Genomic DNA, 16,780 nt, shown 5'->3' on the forward strand with positions numbered 1-16,780 from the left:
ATGATGACTGACGCACTACTTATCGCTTTGATTGCTGGGATCGCGGGGGTCGATTTATTTAATGGTTTGACACACTTCCATCGACCTGTGGTTATTGGGCCTATTGTTGGATTGATTTTAGGTGATGTGCAAACGGGGTTATTAGTCGGAGGAACGTTAGAGCTGGTTTGGATGGGGATGGTGCCACTTGCTGGTGCTCAGCCACCCAATGTTGTGATTGGCGGTATTATTGGCACGACATTTGCCATCATGACACATGCGGATCCTAAAGTTGCTATCGGTATTGCTGTACCGTTTTCTATCGCGGTACAAGGCTGTATCACATTACTGTTCACACTCTATTCACCCATGATGCATAAATGCGACGAAATGGTGAAAAAGCTCAATTGGCGCGGTATTGAGATGGTGAACTATTTTGGGATCCTGATTCTGTTTTCTTTCTACTTTATTGTTGCTTTCTTACCCATCTACTTTGGTGCTGATGCCGCAAGTGCCATGGTACAAAAAGCACCTCAATGGCTATTGGATGGCTTAGCTGTGGCGGGTGGCATGATGCCTGCGATTGGTTTCTCACTACTGATGAAAATCATGATGAAAAAGACGTATGTTGCCTATTTTATTCTTGGTTTTATTTCAGTGACTTTCCTGAATATGCCCATTATTGCGGTCGCACTTGGCGCGTTTGCAATCGCACTGATTGATTTCTTCAACCGCACACGTAATGACAACAATGATAACGGCAGCTCACCTAAAGTTGCTCAGGAGATGAATGATGGCATTTAATGACAATGATGAAGCTCTGGCAGCAAAAGCGGAGCAACGAATGGCTCAAGCGATGGCAACTAGTCAGGTTGAGCGTGATGATTACCTTGATAGCGAACCTGCAACAGCACTGACTCACCGTGATATTAACGTTATGGCACTGCGTTCGCTATTACTACAAGCTTCTTTTAACTATGAACGTATGCAAGCTGGCGGTTGGCTTTATACCTTGATCCCAGCGTTACGTAAAATTCATAAAAAACCGGAAGATTTATCTAATTCTATGAAAATGCACATGGAATTTATCAATGTGCATCCATTTGATGTGACATTTTTATCCGGTTTAGTGCTAGCGATGGAGCGTAGCAAGGAGAAGATTTCCACCATTCGTGCAGTGAAAATAGCGTTAATGGGGCCGCTAGGCGGCATCGGCGATGCGTTGTTCTGGCTAACCTTATTGCCCATCTGTGCTGGTATTGGGGCATCACTCGCACTACAAGGCAGTTTATTTGGGCCGATTATTTTTCTGCTTATGTTCAATATCGTGCATTTCGCATTGCGTTTTGGACTGGCTCATTATGGTTATCGCGCGGGAACAAAAGCGATAACCATGCTAAAAGCACATACCAAAAATATCTCACATGCCGCTTCTATTGTTGGAATGACGGTTATCGGCGCCCTAGTTGCCTCTTATGTGCATCTTTCTACACCACTAATCATGACGGCTGGTGAAGCAAAAGTGGCTTTACAGACAGACGTTTTAGACAAACTGATGCCAAATTTATTGCCATTAAGCTTTACGTTACTTGTCTACTGGCTAATGAAAAAAGGTTTTTCACCTGTGAAATTAATTGGTGTCACCGTGGTATTTGGCGTGCTTGGTAAATTAGTTGGATTCTTATAAGAGGAATGGCAAATGTTAGGTGTCGTCATTACAGGCCATGGAGGTTTTGCGAGTGGCCTGTTACAAGCAGTACAACAGGTTATTGGCCCACAAGAACAATGTGTTGCGATAGATTTTCCTGAGGGAATGTGTACCGATTCGCTTCAACAAGCATTAAGAAAGGCAAGTCAGCAATGTGATCAAGGTGATGGTGTCGTTTTTTTAACAGATTTATTAGGTGGCTCACCATTTCGGCAAGCGTCATTGATGGCCTTGGAAAATCAAAACTACCAAGTTATCACTGGAACCAATATGCAAATGGTCGCAGAAATGATGCTGGAGAGGGATGGAATGTCAGTAACAGAATTCCGCGATATGGCATTGGAGTGTGGGCATCGAGGGTTAACCAGTTTGTGGCATGAGCAACAACGTGAAAAACAATCTGTTGCTCATGATGATGGCATTTAAGGAGAGCATATGTATTTAATTTCTAACCGTGAAATGTTGAAAAAAGCACAACGTAATGGTTATGCAGTTCCCGCTTTTAATGTACATAACCTTGAAACTGTTCAAGTTGTTGTCGAAACAGCAGCAGCGATGTCATCCCCCGTTATTTTAGCAGGAACACCGAGCACGTTTACTTATGCAGGATTGGAATACATGGTATCGATTTGTCGTGAAGCTGCACGAGTGAATCACTTACCGATTGCATTACATCTTGATCACCATGAGGAGTATGACGATATTTGCCGTAAAGTACGTGCCGGTATTCGTTCTGTGATGATTGATGGCTCTCACTTTGCTTTCGAACAGAATATCGAAGCCGTCAGTAGAGTCGTGAAATATTGCCAAAATTATGATGTCAGCGTTGAGGCGGAGTTAGGGCGATTAGGGGGGCAAGAGGACGATTTAGTCGTTGATAGCAAAGATAGCTTCTATACTGATCCTATGGCGGCGAAAGAGTATATCACGCGTACAGGTATTGATTCATTGGCCGTCGCGATAGGATCCGCCCATGGCTTATATCATGGTGAACCTCACCTTGATTTTGAGCGTTTAGCGGCGATTAAACAGCAAGTCGATATTCCTTTGGTCCTACACGGTGCTTCTGGTATCCCTGAAGAGATGATTAAACGAGCGATTTCACTTGGTGTGTGCAAAGTGAATGTGGCAACAGATTTAAAAATTGCTTTTGCGGATGCTGTCAAAGCGCATTTTGCTGAGCACCCAGACGCTAATGACCCTCGTAAATATATTACACCAGGTAAAGAGGCAATGCGTAAAGTCGTTGAAAGTAAAATCAATATTTGTGGCAGTGCAGGTATGATGTAAGTCGTGTTTACTGACGCATACAAGGGGCACTGATAGGATGTAAGATGATGAAATCAGATAAACAGATATATGTTCGTAGGGCATTATTGCCTTCTGGGTGGGCTGATAATGTTTTAGTCGTATTGAATGATAATGGGTGTATCCAACACGTTATCCCGAATACGCAGTCTGCTGAAGAGCTATTGCCATTCACATTATTGCCTGCACTTATTGATACCCACATTCATGGTAGTGCTGGTGCCGATGTGATGGATGCGACCCATGAATCGCTCAATAATATATCTCGTTTCTTAGCATCGAAAGGCGTTGGCGCATTTTTAGCAACAACAGTGACCGCCCAGCATAAAGATATTGAGCGAGCATTGGTTCAAGTGAAAGATAGCCAGAAGCAAGGGGTAGATGGCGCCGAAATTCTAGGAAGTTATCTTGAAGGGCCATTTTTTACGGCCCAACATAAAGGAGCTCACCCAGAAAGCTTATTGCACCAACCTGAGAAAGCCCTATTACAGCAATGGATATCACTTGCTGAAGGAAGTTTAAAATGTGTAGCTCTCGCACCCGAGCATCCAACCTCTCTTGAGCTAATACCTTGGTTAAAATCACAAGGGATCCGTGTCATGCTTGGCCACTCCAGTGCGGATTATGCATTGACTCAGGATGGGCTAAATCAAGGTGCGGATGGGGTTGTTCATTGCTATAACGGCATGAATGGCCTACATCATCGTGAGCCAGGCATGGTCGGTGCAGCCTTAACCAACGACCAATGTCAGGTTGAATTAATCTGTGATGGTCATCATGTACATCCTGCCGCTATCAAAGTGGTTTACCGCTGCTGTGGGGAGCGGTTACTACTGATTACAGATGCGATGCGTGCTACTGGCATGCCTGATGGTGAATACTCTCTCGGTGAAATGACTGTGCAGATGAAAAAGGGGGTTGTCAGAACAGAAAGTGGTAGCCTCGCAGGGAGTACCTTAACCCTCGAACAAGGAGTGAAAACATTGCTGCAAGCTTGCGACATATCATTCGCACAAGCATGGTTACATGGCAGTTTATATCCAGCAAAAGCATTAGGTATTGCGGATCGTCTGGGATCAATCGCCCCCAACAAGCAAGCGAATTTAACGCTCTGTGATACAGCAGGCGAAATACAAGCAACCTTTGTAAACGGTAAGCGGGTTTTTCAACGATAAACAGATTTAGGGTATGAAACGCCATGCCCTAAGCGGTTGTCTTGCAATTGTATGAATAGATGTAGAATGGAACATTGTTATTCTTATTAATTAAGAATAACTTGTTATCAGTATGTGAATATAATCCCATGATTTTTATATGGAAACTGGCTTCAGTAAATCAGATTACTTGATTTAAATAGGCTATTTTCCTGCTTCGGCTGTGTTATGATACCTGCCCCCGACTATTTTTTGCTATTTTTTAGTCAGAGTTCTGATTGCTAAGCGCAAAAAACTGTGTATGGGAATATAACATATAATGATAAAAATCAGTCGGATAGGCTACTATGCTTTTACTTATTGATAATTACGATTCATTTACTTATAACCTATATCAATACTTCTGTGAATTAGGGGCGGAAGTACTCGTTAAACGTAATGATGAAATTTCTATCGAAGAGATAGAGTTGTTAGCGCCTACACACCTAGTGATCTCACCAGGCCCTTGTACGCCTGATGAGGCAGGGATCTCTCTTGAAGCAATTAAGTATTTTGCAGGGAAAATCCCTATCTTAGGCATTTGTCTTGGTCATCAAGCGATCGGTCAAGCCTTTGGTGCAACGGTTGTGAAGGCTAGAGAAGTGATGCATGGCAAAACATCGGCTATTCATCATAACCACCAAGGGGTATTTAAAGGTTTAAATCGGCCACTAACAGTTACACGTTATCATTCTCTCGTTATTGCTGCAGAAACATTACCAGCGTCTTTTGATGTCTCCGCATGGTCACTGAATAACGGTGACGTAGATGAAATTATGGGAATACGTCATAAAACTCTGCCAATTGAGGGGGTTCAGTTTCACCCAGAAAGTATTCTGAGTGAACAAGGCCATGAATTGCTGAATAATTTTTTAAAATATTAGTTACTCACTGTATCTATAAAAAAATAAATTCATCCCCATCACTCGCTTTGCTATTGCTCTTTTGTGATTTTTTATTCATATTTAATGATTATATTTTCACTTAGGCATTGGATAAGGCAGGTGAGGGGTATGAAAGAACCACAAGCAGTAAATCGGCAAACTTATGATCAGGTTATTTTACCTATTTATTCTCCAGCGGAATTTATTCCTGTCCGTGGGGAAGGTAGCCGAGTTTGGGATCAGCAAGGTAAAGAATATATCGATTTTGCTGGTGGGATCGCGGTATTGGCATTAGGCCATTGTCATCCTGCATTAGTTGCTGCTGTTCGTGAGCAAAGTGAGAAACTATGGCATGTCAGTAATATTTTTACTAATGAGCCAACCTTAAGATTGGCACAGAAGCTGATCAATGCGACGTTTGCTGAGCGAGTGTTCTTCGCCAATTCAGGGGCGGAAGCTAATGAAGCTGCGTTTAAGTTAGCGCGCCATTATGCCATTACCAAGCACAGCCCATATAAAACCAAAATTATTGCGTTCAAACAAGCTTTCCACGGGCGTACTTTCTTTACGGTTTCAGTTGGAGGCCAAGCGAAATATGCGGATGGTTTTGGGCCGAAACCTGCTGATATTATTCATGTGCCATTTAATGATCTCGATGCCGTGAAAGCGGTGATAGATGAAAATACCTGTGCGGTGGTATTAGAGCCTGTTCAAGGGGAAGGTGGTGTGACTGCTGCCACGCAAGAGTTTATGCAAGGTGTGCGTAAGCTATGTGATGATAACAATGCATTACTGGTATTTGATGAAGTACAAAGTGGTATGGGGCGCACTGGGCAGTTATTCTCTTATATGCACTACGGCGTGACACCGGATATTCTGACTACAGCTAAGGCTTTAGGTGGCGGTTTCCCTATCAGTGCAATGTTAACAACCCATGAAATTGCGCAAACTATGGGGTTGGGAACTCACGGTACCACTTATGGTGGTAACCCATTAGCCTGTGCGGTTGGTAATGCAGCATTTGATATTATCAATACAAAAGAGGTACTTGCTGGTGTGACAAAGCGTCGCGAATTATTTGTTGCTCATTTGAATAAGCTGAATGAGAAATATAATATTTTTGCTGAAATTAGAGGCATGGGGCTATTAATTGGTGCAGAGCTTAAAGGGGAATTAAAAGATCGTTCGAAAGATATTTTACAAGCTTGTGCCAATGAAGGATTAATGATGCTTAATGCTGGCGCTAATGTATTACGTTTTACGCCATCGTTAATTATTTCGGAAGAAGAAATTAATAGTGGTATGTTGAAATTAGAAAAAGCGATTGAACGTATTCTGAAATAAATACATTTTTAACACTCAAAGAGGTTAATACCTCTTTGAGTCTTTTTGACCCTATAAATAATTTGGGGTATTTGCCTTTCATTAAAGGTGACTGTTTAGGCGGTCACCAAATACAATAATAAAACGGCTCATTGTCTGTTTCCCGTTTTGAATTGGCATACTCTACTTTTTAGAGGCCGATTCAATCGCTAAATAAATGACTTTACGCACAGGATCATTAGAGCCTGATTGAGGGGGATTTTTTCATGCTCAAGGTGTTTAGTTAATTCCATATTTAATGTTGTTTCAACGATCAGTTTAGTCAGCCGTCGAGTGAACTGATTGAGCCGCTTCTCGTTTAAATTCCGCCCTGAAGTTACGTCGAATTTGCTTTGTTATACATGTCACCTGTTAAGTTATGCAGTGTATAATAACAGCTCTATTTAGGTGGCCAAATTAACTATGCCACTACACATACATCTATTCCGAAGGTGAAAGCGGAATTAATAAATAAAGAAACAGGGGAAATATTTAAAGAGACTAACCAAGGAAATAGACCGGATTATTTTTTAGGTGATAAAAATCGTCCAACGTTAATTAACGATAGAATGAAACTAAAGTAGAAAAAATCCTAGCAAATATGTATCGAATGGAAATATGGCTTCTGCTCATGCTGAAGTTGGTACTATTCGTAAGCATATGAAGATTATTACCGTTAGTCGAGATATGAATATGAGGGTGACAAAAGAGCCTGTATGTGGATATTGCCGCAATGGCAGATAAAGAAGGGTTGAAATTATCAGTCAGCCGGATAGTCAACGACTCGGCTTGGTGTGTGAGGGTAAAGTGACTGCCTACCGTAAACCCGAGCTCATTCTGCCACTGACCACTAATAATCAGCTATGGGCGGGGGCGCAAGTACCCCACGGTATACTGTCTTGATTTTACCGCGTGTTCTTTAGCTGTTTGTGTTTTTACAGTACAATCACCTCGACTATAGACTTAAAAATCCTTAACTATTCAATCAGTTACCAGTAGTTAATTTTATCTACTGAGATTTGATTTCACTTATTCAATAAATAACTTCATTGGCATGATTCAGCCAGCCCACACACTGGATGTCGGCAACAAGCGTTATATTTTTCGGGCTAAAAATCTAATTATCGCTGTCTCAATTAAGGAGCTGTGGACAAGTAATATTGGCACGTAGTTGAAAATGCCTTCCTGTAAATTTAGAAATACCGAGCCGTCGTAACTCGGTATCACAAATTAACAAGCAATTATAAAAGCATGGTCGCCTTAGCATGTTCAGTCATGTGGCTCCCTATATGATTTATTAAAAAATAAACAGCAAAGGTCAACATGCCCTAGCACTTTTTGTATTGATATTTTTTGTATGATTAATGCTAATTTCTTTCTTGGACATTTTATCGATATTTGTTTTGCGCGGATCGGCAGTCGAAGGGGATAATGCCACTCCACTCAGGTCTCTTTTTACCTGCCCATTGATAATCACTCGCCCCTTGCCCTGAGAATGAGATGAAATAATGTCAGTAGCCTGATGAATGGAACGTTTTTTTCTAGGTTGATCTAATTCCTGAGTGATAGTCGGTATCTTGAGGGGAATTCGGCTTCCTTTTTGATGTGCGATTGGTTTTGGGGGCGTGAAATTTTTAATTATTGCCTCTTTCTCGGATTGAGTTTGTGCTTTTTTATCCATATACCATACTAAATCCAGCTCTGAGTAGTCAGTGCCAATAAGGCTTGCATTGAGTTCTAATTTTTTCAGGTGGATCATTGAATTCACCTTTAGTGATTCAGCAGAATAACTATTAGCATCTAAATTAGCAGCAACCCTCTCACATTTAGATCTCAACTGCTCAAGTTTTTGTCGAAGATCCGTTGTGGGTCTAGGTATATTTAGCGAATGAGCTGACTGGTTACCACTCATATTACAATCATGCTCTTTAATCGTATTTGTTGAATGCTTCGATTTTAATGAATAGTTCAATGGTAACGATAATGAGGGCAGAGAAGGGAGTTGACTCTCCTTTAGGATATTGGCGATATTCATTGCCGCATCGATTTTAGCTTGTCGCTCTTTAAATGCGTTGTCATCGAATTTTACTGGTGTAGGTAAGGTGATTGATATTGGCTTAATGCTATTTGTTTCGTTAAGAAACTTATATTTTGCCTCTAAATTATTTCTTTTTATCCGGCATGATTCAGAGATTGTCTCAGGGGTCATATTGCCACGCTTTAGCATCTCTGCATGAGCCGTGATTGTTTGGTTGATATATTTTAGGGATGGACGATGTTCACTTATTTTCATTTTAATAAAACCTTCAAATAATAGTATATTAATTATTCTAGATTTTATTTTTTAGTAGATATGAATAATATAAAATAACGATATTAATGCTATTTTCTGGTTTTCGGTGATGTTGAAGCAAAAATGGCTCTATATCAAAGATATAAAGCCATTATGCAATCGCGGTCTTACCAAAGTGGTGAGACTAATATCGGTTAACGAGTACCGTACACGACAATCGTTTTACCGTGTGCGGAGATCAGATTTTGGTCTTCTAGCATTTTCAAAATGCGACCAACGGTTTCGCGTGAACAACCAACGATTTGGCCAATTTCTTGGCGAGTGATCTTAATTTGCATCCCATCTGGATGCGTCATCGCATCGGGCTGTTTCGCTAAATTAAGCAGAGTTTGTGCAATACGGCCTGTCACATCAAGGAAAGCAAGGTTACCTACTTTTTCTGAGGTGGTTTGCAGGCGACTTGCCATTTGCGCAGAAAGGCGCATAAGAATATCAGGATTGACCTGAATAAGTTGACGGAATTTTTTGTAAGAAATTTCAGCGACTTCGCAGGCACTTTTTGCTCTAACCCAAGCTGAACGTTCTTGTCCTTCTTCAAATAACCCTAGTTCACCAATGAAATCTCCCTGATTTAAATAGGAGAGGATCATTTCTTTGCCTTCTTCATCTTTGATTAAAACAGCCACTGAGCCTTTAACGATATAGTAAAGGGTTTCTGCTTTTTCACCCTGATGAATCAGAGTGCTCTTGGATGGATATTTATGAATATGGCAGTGTGACAAAAACCATTCAAGAGTAGGGTCTGTTTGTGGCTTGCCGAGAACCATTAGCGTTATCCTCTGTATGTTAATACAGCCATTCAGTTAATTGTAACGAGAATGGCTGGTTTTTAAAGTCACTAGCTTAGCATATTAATTCGCATTATAGAGCAAGTTAATACCAACACTATAATATTATCAATTGAAACCTTGAGTTTTGATCTTAACCCTATCAGGTGGAACTTTGTTTGTAACATATTCAACCGAGAAAGTCTTGCTTTTATCGGTTCAGCATCTTAAAGCAGCTATTTGATTGAAAGTATTTATGCAACAATGTTATCTTTTAGAAAATATTTTCCTAGGGGAATTAAATATGGAAGCAAGAGTTAAATGGGTTGAAGGTCTCTCATTTTTAGGAGAATCAGCATCAGGCCATCAAGTTATGATGGATGGCAATTCAGGTGATAAAGCTCCAAGTCCAATGGAAATGGTGTTAATGGCGGTTGGGGGGTGTAGTTCAGTGGATGTTGTGTCTATTCTACAAAAAGGCCGCCATGACGTAAAAGGTTGTGAAGTTAAATTAACCTCACAACGCCGCGATGAAGCTCCACGTTATTTTACCCATATCAACTTACATTTTATTGTAACTGGAACGGATTTAACGGAAAAAGCGGTTGAACGTGCAGTTCAACTTTCGGCTGAAAAATATTGCTCAGTCTCTTTAATGTTAGAAAAAGCGGTTAAAGTTACCCACAGTTTTGAAATCCAGAATCAATAATTTATTTATTAATTATATAATTTTTTTAATTCATGATGCTTATTTATTAAATAATAATAAGCATCATCGGCGCTTAATCGTGTTTCTGCTTTATTAATTTTTCAACGAGAGGTGTCATAATTAATTCCATGGCTAAGCCTAATTTACCGCCAGGAACAACAATGGTATTCATTGCTGATATAAATGAGCCGTTTAACATGGACAGTAAATATGGGAAGTCAATTTGTTCTAGCCCCCTAAAACGGATCACAATAAAACTTTCATCTTGTGAAGGGATCGCTTTCGCAGAAAATGGGTTTGATGTGTCGACAGTGGGGACGCGTTGGAAATTAATATGCGTACGTGAAAATTGCGGCGTAATATAGTTGATGTAATCCCCCATTGAACGAACGACGGAGTCCATGACGGCTTCACGTGAATGGCCGCGTTCGGTCGTATCGCGGATCAACTTTTGAATCCATTCAAGGTTAACAATTGGTACAACGCCCACTAATAAATCAACATGTTGTGCAACATCATTTTCTGGCGTCACCACCCCGCCATGCAAGCCTTCATAAAAAAGAATATCACTGTTCGCAGGCAGGGACTCCCATGGCGTAAATGTACCGGGTTGAAGCCCATACGGTACCGCTTCATCATAGGTATGCAGGTACTTACGCGATTTACCATTACCATGTAAGCCATATTCTAACAGTGTCTGCTCTAATAAGGCGAAGTCATTGGCTTCTGGACCAAAGTAGCTGATATGGCGGCCTTGCTCTCTCGCCTTGCGAATAGCCATGTCCATTTCAGGCCGAGTATAACGATGGAAACTATCACCTTCTAAGGTTGCGGCTTGAATATTTAATTGGTGGAATATTTTACGAAATGCCAGACTTGTTGAGGTGGTTCCAGCACCACTAGAACCGGTAATTGCAATAATGGGGTGCTTTTTTGACATCGTGGACTCCCTGTGTTGCGTTACGTCCACGCTGTTTAAGCCATGAGCGAAACGGGGTTACGGGCGAAACTGATTTTTAGGCATAAAATTAACAGATTCGTGCAATTCTGACCAGACTAGCACAATTTCCCCAGAAACTAACAGCCGTTTCACATCATCCACTTTCTGCTGTAACGTCTTTTCATGCTCGCCGTAATCCGTTCCTTCACGGAGCACATAAGCTTCAATTAGGTTTTCCAAAGTTTCAGGTGCTAAATCTTTCCAAGGAATAATCATGATTGTTTATCCAAATACGGTGTTAGCCACTGTGGAATACGTTTCTCTAGCCACATTTCTGGCTTTCTTAAACTACCACTAACAAAACCAACATGCCCACCATGCTCTGTCATTTGGTATTCAATATTAGCAGGTAAACGTGAGATATCTGGCACGACTTCAGGTGCCATAAAAGGGTCATCTTTTGCGTGAATAATTAATGTTGGTTTTGTAATACGAGGCAGCCTTGGTAATGCACTGCATTTCTGGTAATAGTCGGTCGCATTCTCAAAACCATGAATTCTTGCGGTGATCACATCATCAAATTCACGAATACGTTTTAGCTGCTTTAATTGTAGCAAATTAAGCGGTAATGAACCCGGGTAGCGAACGAGTTTACGTGTTGCGTTACGCTTTAATCCATTAAGTAAATAGCGTTGGTAAAATTGAGAAAACCCTTTTTCCATACGGATTGAGCAAGGCTCTAGCATTAAAGGTGCGGAAACAACAACACCTGCATCAATATCGGCGTCATCACCATTTTCTGCTAAATAGCAGGCTAACATATTGCCACCAAGAGAATAACCAACAGCCGCTGTCGGAACATCCCCCCAAGTCTGCTTTAACCAATGCAAAAAGTAACGTGCATCACTGGTTTCGCCAGAGTGATAGATCCGTTTTTGGCGGTTAGGCTCGCCGCTGCAACCGCGAAAATGCATAATCACACCCAGCCATCCCTGCTTTTGGGCACTTTCAAGCATCCCATGCGCATAGGGGCTTTTAAAGTTACCTTCTAAGCCATGAAAGATGACTAAACGAGGTTTTTTGCTTGCCTGTTCGGGAGCTTCACTCCATGCAAGATCAATAAAGTCGCCATCAGGTAGCTCTAGCCGTTGCCAAATTGGTTTGATTTTCGGCGTTCTACGAAAAATTCTTGGCAATAATGTTTGAAGATGTGGATTTTTAGCCCAATTAATAGGGCGAAAGTTTTCTGACATAGCCTTAATTTAATTTAGTAATTCCCTTGTAGGGCACATAACATACTGTTATTTTTTTATGATGCAAGTATGCTCAATTTTTGAGGATTGATTATAAATGAGTCTAGGGCTGGTTTTTTCTCTTTTTACATTTCTATTCATTGCAGCAATAACACCTGGCCCTAATAACATGCTATTAACATCAAGCACGGCAAATTATGGGTTTCGTCGCAGTATTCCCTTATTATTAGGGATTATGTTAGGCATGCAATCAATACTTTACCTCTCCGCTTTCGGTGTTGCAGCGCTTTTATTGCTTTATCCTGCTTTGCATGTGGCGATGAAAATCGCGGGTAGTACGTACCTATTGTGGTTAGCATGGAAAACCGCTACGGCTCGTTATTCGCCACTAAAAACAGAAACGACAGCAACAAAAAATATCAAATGGTATCAAGGTGGTTTGTTACAATTTTTAAATCCTAAAGCATGGATGATGGGGTTAGGTGCTGTGGGGAGCTATAGTCTACCCGGAGAACTGTTTGTGCAATCCATTATCATCATGAGTATTGCGGTGGTTACCGTTAATTTTGTGGCAGGGCTAATCTGGATGGCGGGCGGAGCATTGATCGGCCATTTTCTAAAAAGTCGCAGAGCGTGGTTTATTTTCAACTTAGTGATGGGGCTATTAACCGCGGCGTGTGTGCCATTAATTTGGCTCGAATAAAAAAGGGGGGATAGACAACCCCCCATTGCATTGATTGGCTTTATGTTAAATCGATATTTTTGCTGCCAAATAAGTAAGTGAAAATAAATCCACATACATAAGCAACAGCAATACCACCAACATACACAGCCATTCCAGCAAATACGCCTTGGGCTGATGTCATTAGCGGAATGGCGACAAGACCCGATGGCCCGAATACGGTATTAAGCCCGACAGGTAACCCCATCCAAGCGATTAGCCCAATGAAGAAACCACCCGCAGCACCACCCAAGCAAGCCGTTACAAAAGGTTTTACTCGAGGCAAGGTGACACCATAAATCAGCGGTTCGCCGATGCCGAGGAAACCCGGAATGATAGCGCCACGAATTTGATTACGTAAGATAGAGCCTTTCTTCGCTTTCGCATAGAGCGCTAATGCTGCACCGACTTGTCCTGCCCCCGCCATTGCTAAAATAGGGAATAGGGAGTTGAAGCCTTGAGCATCCACTAGGGCAAAATAGACGGGAACAAACCCTTGGTGTACACCAAACATCACCGCAATCAAGAATAAACCCGCTAATATTGCCGTTCCGAAAGGATTACCGTTTAAGTGCATAAACAGCCATGACATGCCATTAAATAACCAACTTCCTAGTGGCATAATGACAACATAAGCGGCAGCACCAACAATAAGCAACGTGATGGTTGATGTTAAAATCATATCGAGGTTAGAAGGAATGATTTTACGGACTTGTTTTTCAACCGATGCACCGAAAATACAAGCGATTAACACGCCAATAATGCTACCACGCGGGTCGATATCCCAACCAAAGAAGTTGGTCATTCCAGAAAAGACCCCTGAAGTGGCATTTGGGTCATAACCAAGGACGAATAGTGCAGCGATGATAGCACCATTGACGCCACTTCCACCGAATGCTTTTTGCGCGTTATAACCAATCAGAATGCTTAAAAAGCTAAATAGCCCCTTACTAAACACTGACATATACAGGATCAGATGAACTGCAAATGTCTGTTGTTCAGGCGACTTCGGTAAACCCCCAGGGTAAAGGGTTTGAGTTGCTAACGTAGCAAAACCGAGTAATAAGCCTGCTGCAATAAAGCCCGGAATAAGAGGGGTAAAAATGGTCGCAAACTTAGATAAAAAACGATGAATTGCACTTGTTTGCTTTTGCTTCATTTGCTGTTTATTGGATGAAGCGAGGGCATTTAAGTTATTTTCTAATGATGTATCGATGTTAGAAAAGAAACCAGATTCATCGCTTTCTAAGAGCTGATTCATGAGATCAGAGGCGGTTTGTGCTTTGCCGGGGCCGAGTACAATCTGCAATTGATCTTCACTTTCAATCACACCAAGAACGCCGGGGATCTGTTTAATTGCTGTTTTATCGACAAGTTGGTCATTGTTGAGGGTCAAACGTAAACGTGTCATACAGTTTCCTGCATGACGAATATTTTCACTACCCCCGACATTTTGCAGGATTGCCTGCATCATTTCTTTTGTTATTTTAGCCATGCCATTTACCCTATCAGTTCCCGTGTATTAAACGGACTTTGCGACATTAAGAGCTGTACGAATAAAACCTTGGTTGTCCGATAGCAATTGACGCGCTTCCTGAGCATCAAGCCCAGATAAGATCATCAAAATTGCAGTCTTACAGTGTCTTTGGCATTGTTGTAGTGCTAGCTCCGCAGTTTGCCTGTCACACTCAGTTGCCTCCATGACAATTTTGACTTGTCTCTCAACCAATTTGGCATTGGTTGCTTCGACATCCACCATTAAATTACCGAAAACCTTTCCGATACGGATCATGGCGCCAGTCGTGATCATATTGAGCACCAGTTTTTGTGCAGTACCTGCTTTCATACGTGAAGAGCCTGTCACGACTTCAGGCCCGACAATAGGGGTGATGGCGATATCGGCAGCATTTGCGACAGGGCTATTCGGATTACAGCTGATTGAAGCGGTAGCTGCGCCGACCTTGCGCGCATAAGCCAGTGCCCCGAGTACATAAGGTGTACGCCCACTTGCCGCGATACCCACTAAAACATCTTTATCGTTAAATTGAATATTAAGCAGGTCTTGCTCACCCAGCTCTGGCTTATCTTCGGCATTTTCCACAGCGCGAAAAATAGCTTGGTGACCGCCAGCGATTAAGCCGACCACCTGCTCATGAGGTGTACCGTAGGTAGGAGGGCATTCACTGGCATCTAAAATTCCTAAACGGCCAGAAGTGCCAGCACCAACATAAATTAAGCGGCCACCATTAAGAAATGCTTGGGCCACCTTATCGACAAGTTGGGCAACTTGCGGCAGGACTTTCTCAACCGCTAAAGGCACTTGCTTGTCTTCGTTATTAATGACTTGCAACATATCGATGGTCGACAGTTGATCGATATTGGTGCTCGCGGCGTTACGGCTTTCAGTTACCATTCTGCTTAAGTCAATGGTCATAATAAATTACTCCTACCTCAGTTAATGAGGCGATATTAAGGAATTATTTATTCCAGTGATGTGATAATGATCACGGCGTTCTCTATTCTGAATTGCCAATATGAAAGAATATTTTCGGATAATTTAGATTGCTTAAATAAATTACTTATTGAATTTAAAGGATTAAAACTAAGTAATGAAGTTATTCTAATAGGAATAATTTATTTTTTATTATATTCAACAAATAAGGAATTAAGGATGACTTTACTGGATACCATCACTTGTTTGCTGCCAAGACTTGCGGAAAACCAACGTAGGATCGCTCAGTTTATTCTTGAGAAGCCAGAGCGTGTACTGAGCTTATCGTCACAGCAGTTAGCGGAAACATTAAATGTGAGCCAATCCGCTGTGGTGAAATTTAGCCAAAAAGTCGGTGTCAAAGGGTATCCAGCATTGAAGTTAGCGTTAAGTGAGATCATCGGACGGCAGCAATTTGATGAGGCCAATCCGCATACGGCGTTGCATAACCGTATCACGCAAAATGATAACTTGATGGTAGTTGCACAAAAATTAGCATTAGAAAAAAATTATTCGATTACTGAAACAACTCGCCATATCGATTTCAAACTGTTTGAAAAAATTGTGGATGCCATTGATAAATCCCAGCGTGTACAAATTGTTGGCATTGGCGGCTCGGGGTTAACCGCGAAGGATTTAAGCTATAAATTACAAAAGATAGGCATTACCACATTGGTGGAGTCCGATCATCATGTGCAAATTGCTGCAGCGTTGACATTGACCCCACAAGATACACAGATTGTCATTTCTTTTACGGGCAAACGTAAAGACATGCTGACCGCCGCGAGTATTGCGCGTAAGCAAGGTGCGAATGTGATTGCAATCACCCGTAGTCGGCTGTCACCGCTTGCTCAATTAGCTGATTATGTGCTTGAGAGTATCGCGGAAGAAAATGAATGGCGCAGTTCATCGATTTCCTCACGCACGGCACAAAATACCTTAACCGATCTGCTGTTTATGGCGCTATTACAAAAACGTGAAGCACGGGCGAAAATGTTGGTGATGAATGCGCGAGTCATGATCAACAGGCTAGATGAATAAAAATAAAGCTGTTTTTTATCAATTAGTAATCCGCTTGTTTTTGCAAAAAGTACCTATTTGCGTTAAGACTA

General features: G+C 41.6%; 17 protein-coding genes and 2 pseudogenes. 11 read left to right on the forward strand and 8 right to left on the reverse strand.

Annotated elements, in window-relative coordinates; all coding sequences use genetic code 11:
• From agaW to PR699_RS13365, 7 genes are all read left to right on the forward strand, one after another.
• A complete protein-coding gene (gene agaW / locus PR699_RS13335; RefSeq protein ID WP_004923830.1) occupies positions 1-783 on the forward strand; it encodes a PTS N-acetylgalactosamine transporter subunit IIC in 783 nt (260 codons plus the stop codon).
• Positions 773-1,666, forward strand: a complete 894-nt coding sequence (locus PR699_RS13340; protein WP_014656970.1) for a PTS system mannose/fructose/sorbose family transporter subunit IID — start codon at positions 773-775, stop codon at positions 1,664-1,666. Before agaW ends, PR699_RS13340 begins: the two co-directional genes overlap by 11 nt.
• Positions 1,667-1,678: 12 nt before the next feature.
• Positions 1,679-2,113 (forward strand): PTS galactosamine/N-acetylgalactosamine transporter subunit IIA, encoded by a 435-nt coding sequence (gene agaF, locus PR699_RS13345; RefSeq protein ID WP_004923836.1) that lies wholly within the window; start codon positions 1,679-1,681, stop codon positions 2,111-2,113.
• 9 nt (positions 2,114-2,122) lie between these two features.
• Positions 2,123-2,977, forward strand: a complete 855-nt coding sequence (locus tag PR699_RS13350) for a tagatose bisphosphate family class II aldolase (protein ID WP_014656969.1) — start codon at positions 2,123-2,125, stop codon at positions 2,975-2,977.
• Between the two features lie 44 nt (positions 2,978-3,021).
• Complete coding sequence (gene nagA, locus PR699_RS13355; RefSeq protein WP_088498890.1) at positions 3,022-4,170, forward strand: N-acetylglucosamine-6-phosphate deacetylase; 1,149 nt, start codon at positions 3,022-3,024, stop codon at positions 4,168-4,170.
• Positions 4,171-4,496: 326 nt separating this feature from the next.
• The gene (locus tag PR699_RS13360; protein ID WP_004923848.1) at positions 4,497-5,072 is read left to right on the forward strand and encodes an aminodeoxychorismate synthase component II; all 576 of its coding nucleotides are present in this window, start codon (positions 4,497-4,499) and stop codon (positions 5,070-5,072) included.
• A 129-nt stretch (positions 5,073-5,201) separates the two neighbouring features.
• Entirely contained in the window at positions 5,202-6,416 is a 1,215-nt protein-coding gene (locus PR699_RS13365; RefSeq protein ID WP_014656967.1) for an aspartate aminotransferase family protein, read from the forward strand.
• Between the two features lie 81 nt (positions 6,417-6,497).
• On the opposite strand, the pseudogene PR699_RS13370 reads toward PR699_RS13365, so the two are convergent.
• A pseudogene (locus tag PR699_RS13370) lies at positions 6,498-6,638 on the reverse strand (IS256 family transposase); the annotation flags it as partial.
• A gap of 954 nt (positions 6,639-7,592) precedes the next feature.
• Between PR699_RS13370 and PR699_RS13375 the strand changes: the two are divergent.
• Positions 7,593-7,727: pseudogene (locus PR699_RS13375) on the forward strand (IS5/IS1182 family transposase); the annotation flags it as partial.
• 25 nt (positions 7,728-7,752) lie between these two features.
• Here the strand turns inward: PR699_RS13375 and PR699_RS13380 are convergent.
• Both PR699_RS13380 and crp read right to left on the reverse strand, forming a co-directional pair.
• Complete coding sequence (locus tag PR699_RS13380; RefSeq protein WP_014656966.1) at positions 7,753-8,727, reverse strand: hypothetical protein; 975 nt, start codon at positions 8,725-8,727, stop codon at positions 7,753-7,755.
• Positions 8,728-8,921: 194 nt separating this feature from the next.
• On the reverse strand, positions 8,922-9,554 hold the full coding sequence (gene crp, locus PR699_RS13385; protein ID WP_004923862.1) for a cAMP-activated global transcriptional regulator CRP: 633 nt from the start codon (positions 9,552-9,554) through the stop codon (positions 8,922-8,924).
• Between the two features lie 304 nt (positions 9,555-9,858).
• Here crp and PR699_RS13390 point away from each other — a divergent pair, with 304 nt between their 5' ends.
• Positions 9,859-10,263 carry an OsmC family protein gene (locus tag PR699_RS13390; RefSeq protein WP_014656965.1) on the forward strand — a complete coding sequence of 135 codons (405 nt, stop codon included), beginning with the start codon at positions 9,859-9,861 and terminating at the stop codon, positions 10,261-10,263.
• Positions 10,264-10,336: 73 nt separating this feature from the next.
• Here PR699_RS13390 and PR699_RS13395 read toward each other — a convergent pair whose 3' ends face one another.
• Genes PR699_RS13395 through PR699_RS13405 form a run of 3 tightly spaced genes read right to left on the reverse strand, consistent with a single transcriptional unit; the run spans position 10,337 to position 12,456 of the window.
• The gene (locus PR699_RS13395) at positions 10,337-11,203 is read right to left on the reverse strand and encodes a phosphoribulokinase (RefSeq protein ID WP_004923866.1); all 867 of its coding nucleotides are present in this window, start codon (positions 11,201-11,203) and stop codon (positions 10,337-10,339) included.
• 57 nt (positions 11,204-11,260) lie between these two features.
• Positions 11,261-11,479 (reverse strand): YheU family protein, encoded by a 219-nt coding sequence (locus tag PR699_RS13400; protein WP_004923869.1) that lies wholly within the window; start codon positions 11,477-11,479, stop codon positions 11,261-11,263.
• Positions 11,476-12,456, reverse strand: a complete 981-nt coding sequence (locus tag PR699_RS13405; RefSeq protein WP_004923872.1) for a hydrolase — start codon at positions 12,454-12,456, stop codon at positions 11,476-11,478. Before PR699_RS13405 ends, PR699_RS13400 begins: the two co-directional genes overlap by 4 nt.
• 97 nt (positions 12,457-12,553) lie before the next feature.
• Here PR699_RS13405 and PR699_RS13410 point away from each other — a divergent pair, with 97 nt between their 5' ends.
• On the forward strand, positions 12,554-13,159 hold the full coding sequence (locus PR699_RS13410) for a LysE family translocator (protein WP_004923874.1): 606 nt from the start codon (positions 12,554-12,556) through the stop codon (positions 13,157-13,159).
• 40 nt (positions 13,160-13,199) lie between these two features.
• Here the strand turns inward: PR699_RS13410 and murP are convergent, their stop codons facing one another.
• Both murP and murQ read right to left on the reverse strand, forming a co-directional pair.
• Positions 13,200-14,672, reverse strand: a complete 1,473-nt coding sequence (gene murP, locus PR699_RS13415) for a PTS N-acetylmuramic acid transporter subunit IIBC (protein ID WP_004923877.1) — start codon at positions 14,670-14,672, stop codon at positions 13,200-13,202.
• A gap of 27 nt (positions 14,673-14,699) precedes the next feature.
• Positions 14,700-15,611 carry an N-acetylmuramic acid 6-phosphate etherase gene (gene murQ / locus PR699_RS13420; RefSeq protein WP_004923882.1) on the reverse strand — a complete coding sequence of 304 codons (912 nt, stop codon included), beginning with the start codon at positions 15,609-15,611 and terminating at the stop codon, positions 14,700-14,702.
• A gap of 237 nt (positions 15,612-15,848) precedes the next feature.
• Here murQ and PR699_RS13425 point away from each other — a divergent pair, with 237 nt between their 5' ends.
• Positions 15,849-16,709 (forward strand): MurR/RpiR family transcriptional regulator, encoded by an 861-nt coding sequence (locus tag PR699_RS13425; protein ID WP_014656964.1) that lies wholly within the window; start codon positions 15,849-15,851, stop codon positions 16,707-16,709.
• Positions 16,710-16,780 lie beyond the last annotated feature (71 nt).

It is taken from the genome of Providencia sp. PROV268 (assembly GCF_028477805.1).
GTDB lineage: Bacteria > Pseudomonadota > Gammaproteobacteria > Enterobacterales > Enterobacteriaceae > Providencia > Providencia stuartii.

Bases quoted from the DNA above. Each gene is read 5' to 3' on its own strand.
- PR699_RS13410 (WP_004923874.1), top strand. From the start codon at position 12,554: ATGAGTCTAGGGCTGGTTTTTTCTCTTTTTACATTTCTATTCATTGCA.
- murP (WP_004923877.1), bottom strand. From the start codon at position 14,672: ATGGCTAAAATAACAAAAGAAATGATGCAGGCAATCCTGCAAAATGTC.
- PR699_RS13340 (WP_014656970.1), top strand. From the start codon at position 773: ATGGCATTTAATGACAATGATGAAGCTCTGGCAGCAAAAGCGGAGCAA.
- PR699_RS13380 (WP_014656966.1), bottom strand. From the start codon at position 8,727: ATGAAAATAAGTGAACATCGTCCATCCCTAAAATATATCAACCAAACA.
- PR699_RS13360 (WP_004923848.1), top strand. From the start codon at position 4,497: ATGCTTTTACTTATTGATAATTACGATTCATTTACTTATAACCTATAT.
- PR699_RS13350 (WP_014656969.1), top strand. From the start codon at position 2,123: ATGTATTTAATTTCTAACCGTGAAATGTTGAAAAAAGCACAACGTAAT.
- PR699_RS13365 (WP_014656967.1), top strand. From the start codon at position 5,202: ATGAAAGAACCACAAGCAGTAAATCGGCAAACTTATGATCAGGTTATT.
- murQ (WP_004923882.1), bottom strand. From the start codon at position 15,611: ATGACCATTGACTTAAGCAGAATGGTAACTGAAAGCCGTAACGCCGCG.
- PR699_RS13400 (WP_004923869.1), bottom strand. From the start codon at position 11,479: ATGATTATTCCTTGGAAAGATTTAGCACCTGAAACTTTGGAAAACCTA.
- PR699_RS13395 (WP_004923866.1), bottom strand. From the start codon at position 11,203: ATGTCAAAAAAGCACCCCATTATTGCAATTACCGGTTCTAGTGGTGCT.
- crp (WP_004923862.1), bottom strand. From the start codon at position 9,554: ATGGTTCTCGGCAAGCCACAAACAGACCCTACTCTTGAATGGTTTTTG.
- agaW (WP_004923830.1), top strand. From the start codon at position 1: ATGATGACTGACGCACTACTTATCGCTTTGATTGCTGGGATCGCGGGG.
- PR699_RS13390 (WP_014656965.1), top strand. From the start codon at position 9,859: ATGGAAGCAAGAGTTAAATGGGTTGAAGGTCTCTCATTTTTAGGAGAA.
- nagA (WP_088498890.1), top strand. From the start codon at position 3,022: ATGATGAAATCAGATAAACAGATATATGTTCGTAGGGCATTATTGCCT.
- agaF (WP_004923836.1), top strand. From the start codon at position 1,679: ATGTTAGGTGTCGTCATTACAGGCCATGGAGGTTTTGCGAGTGGCCTG.
- PR699_RS13425 (WP_014656964.1), top strand. From the start codon at position 15,849: ATGACTTTACTGGATACCATCACTTGTTTGCTGCCAAGACTTGCGGAA.
- PR699_RS13405 (WP_004923872.1), bottom strand. From the start codon at position 12,456: ATGTCAGAAAACTTTCGCCCTATTAATTGGGCTAAAAATCCACATCTT.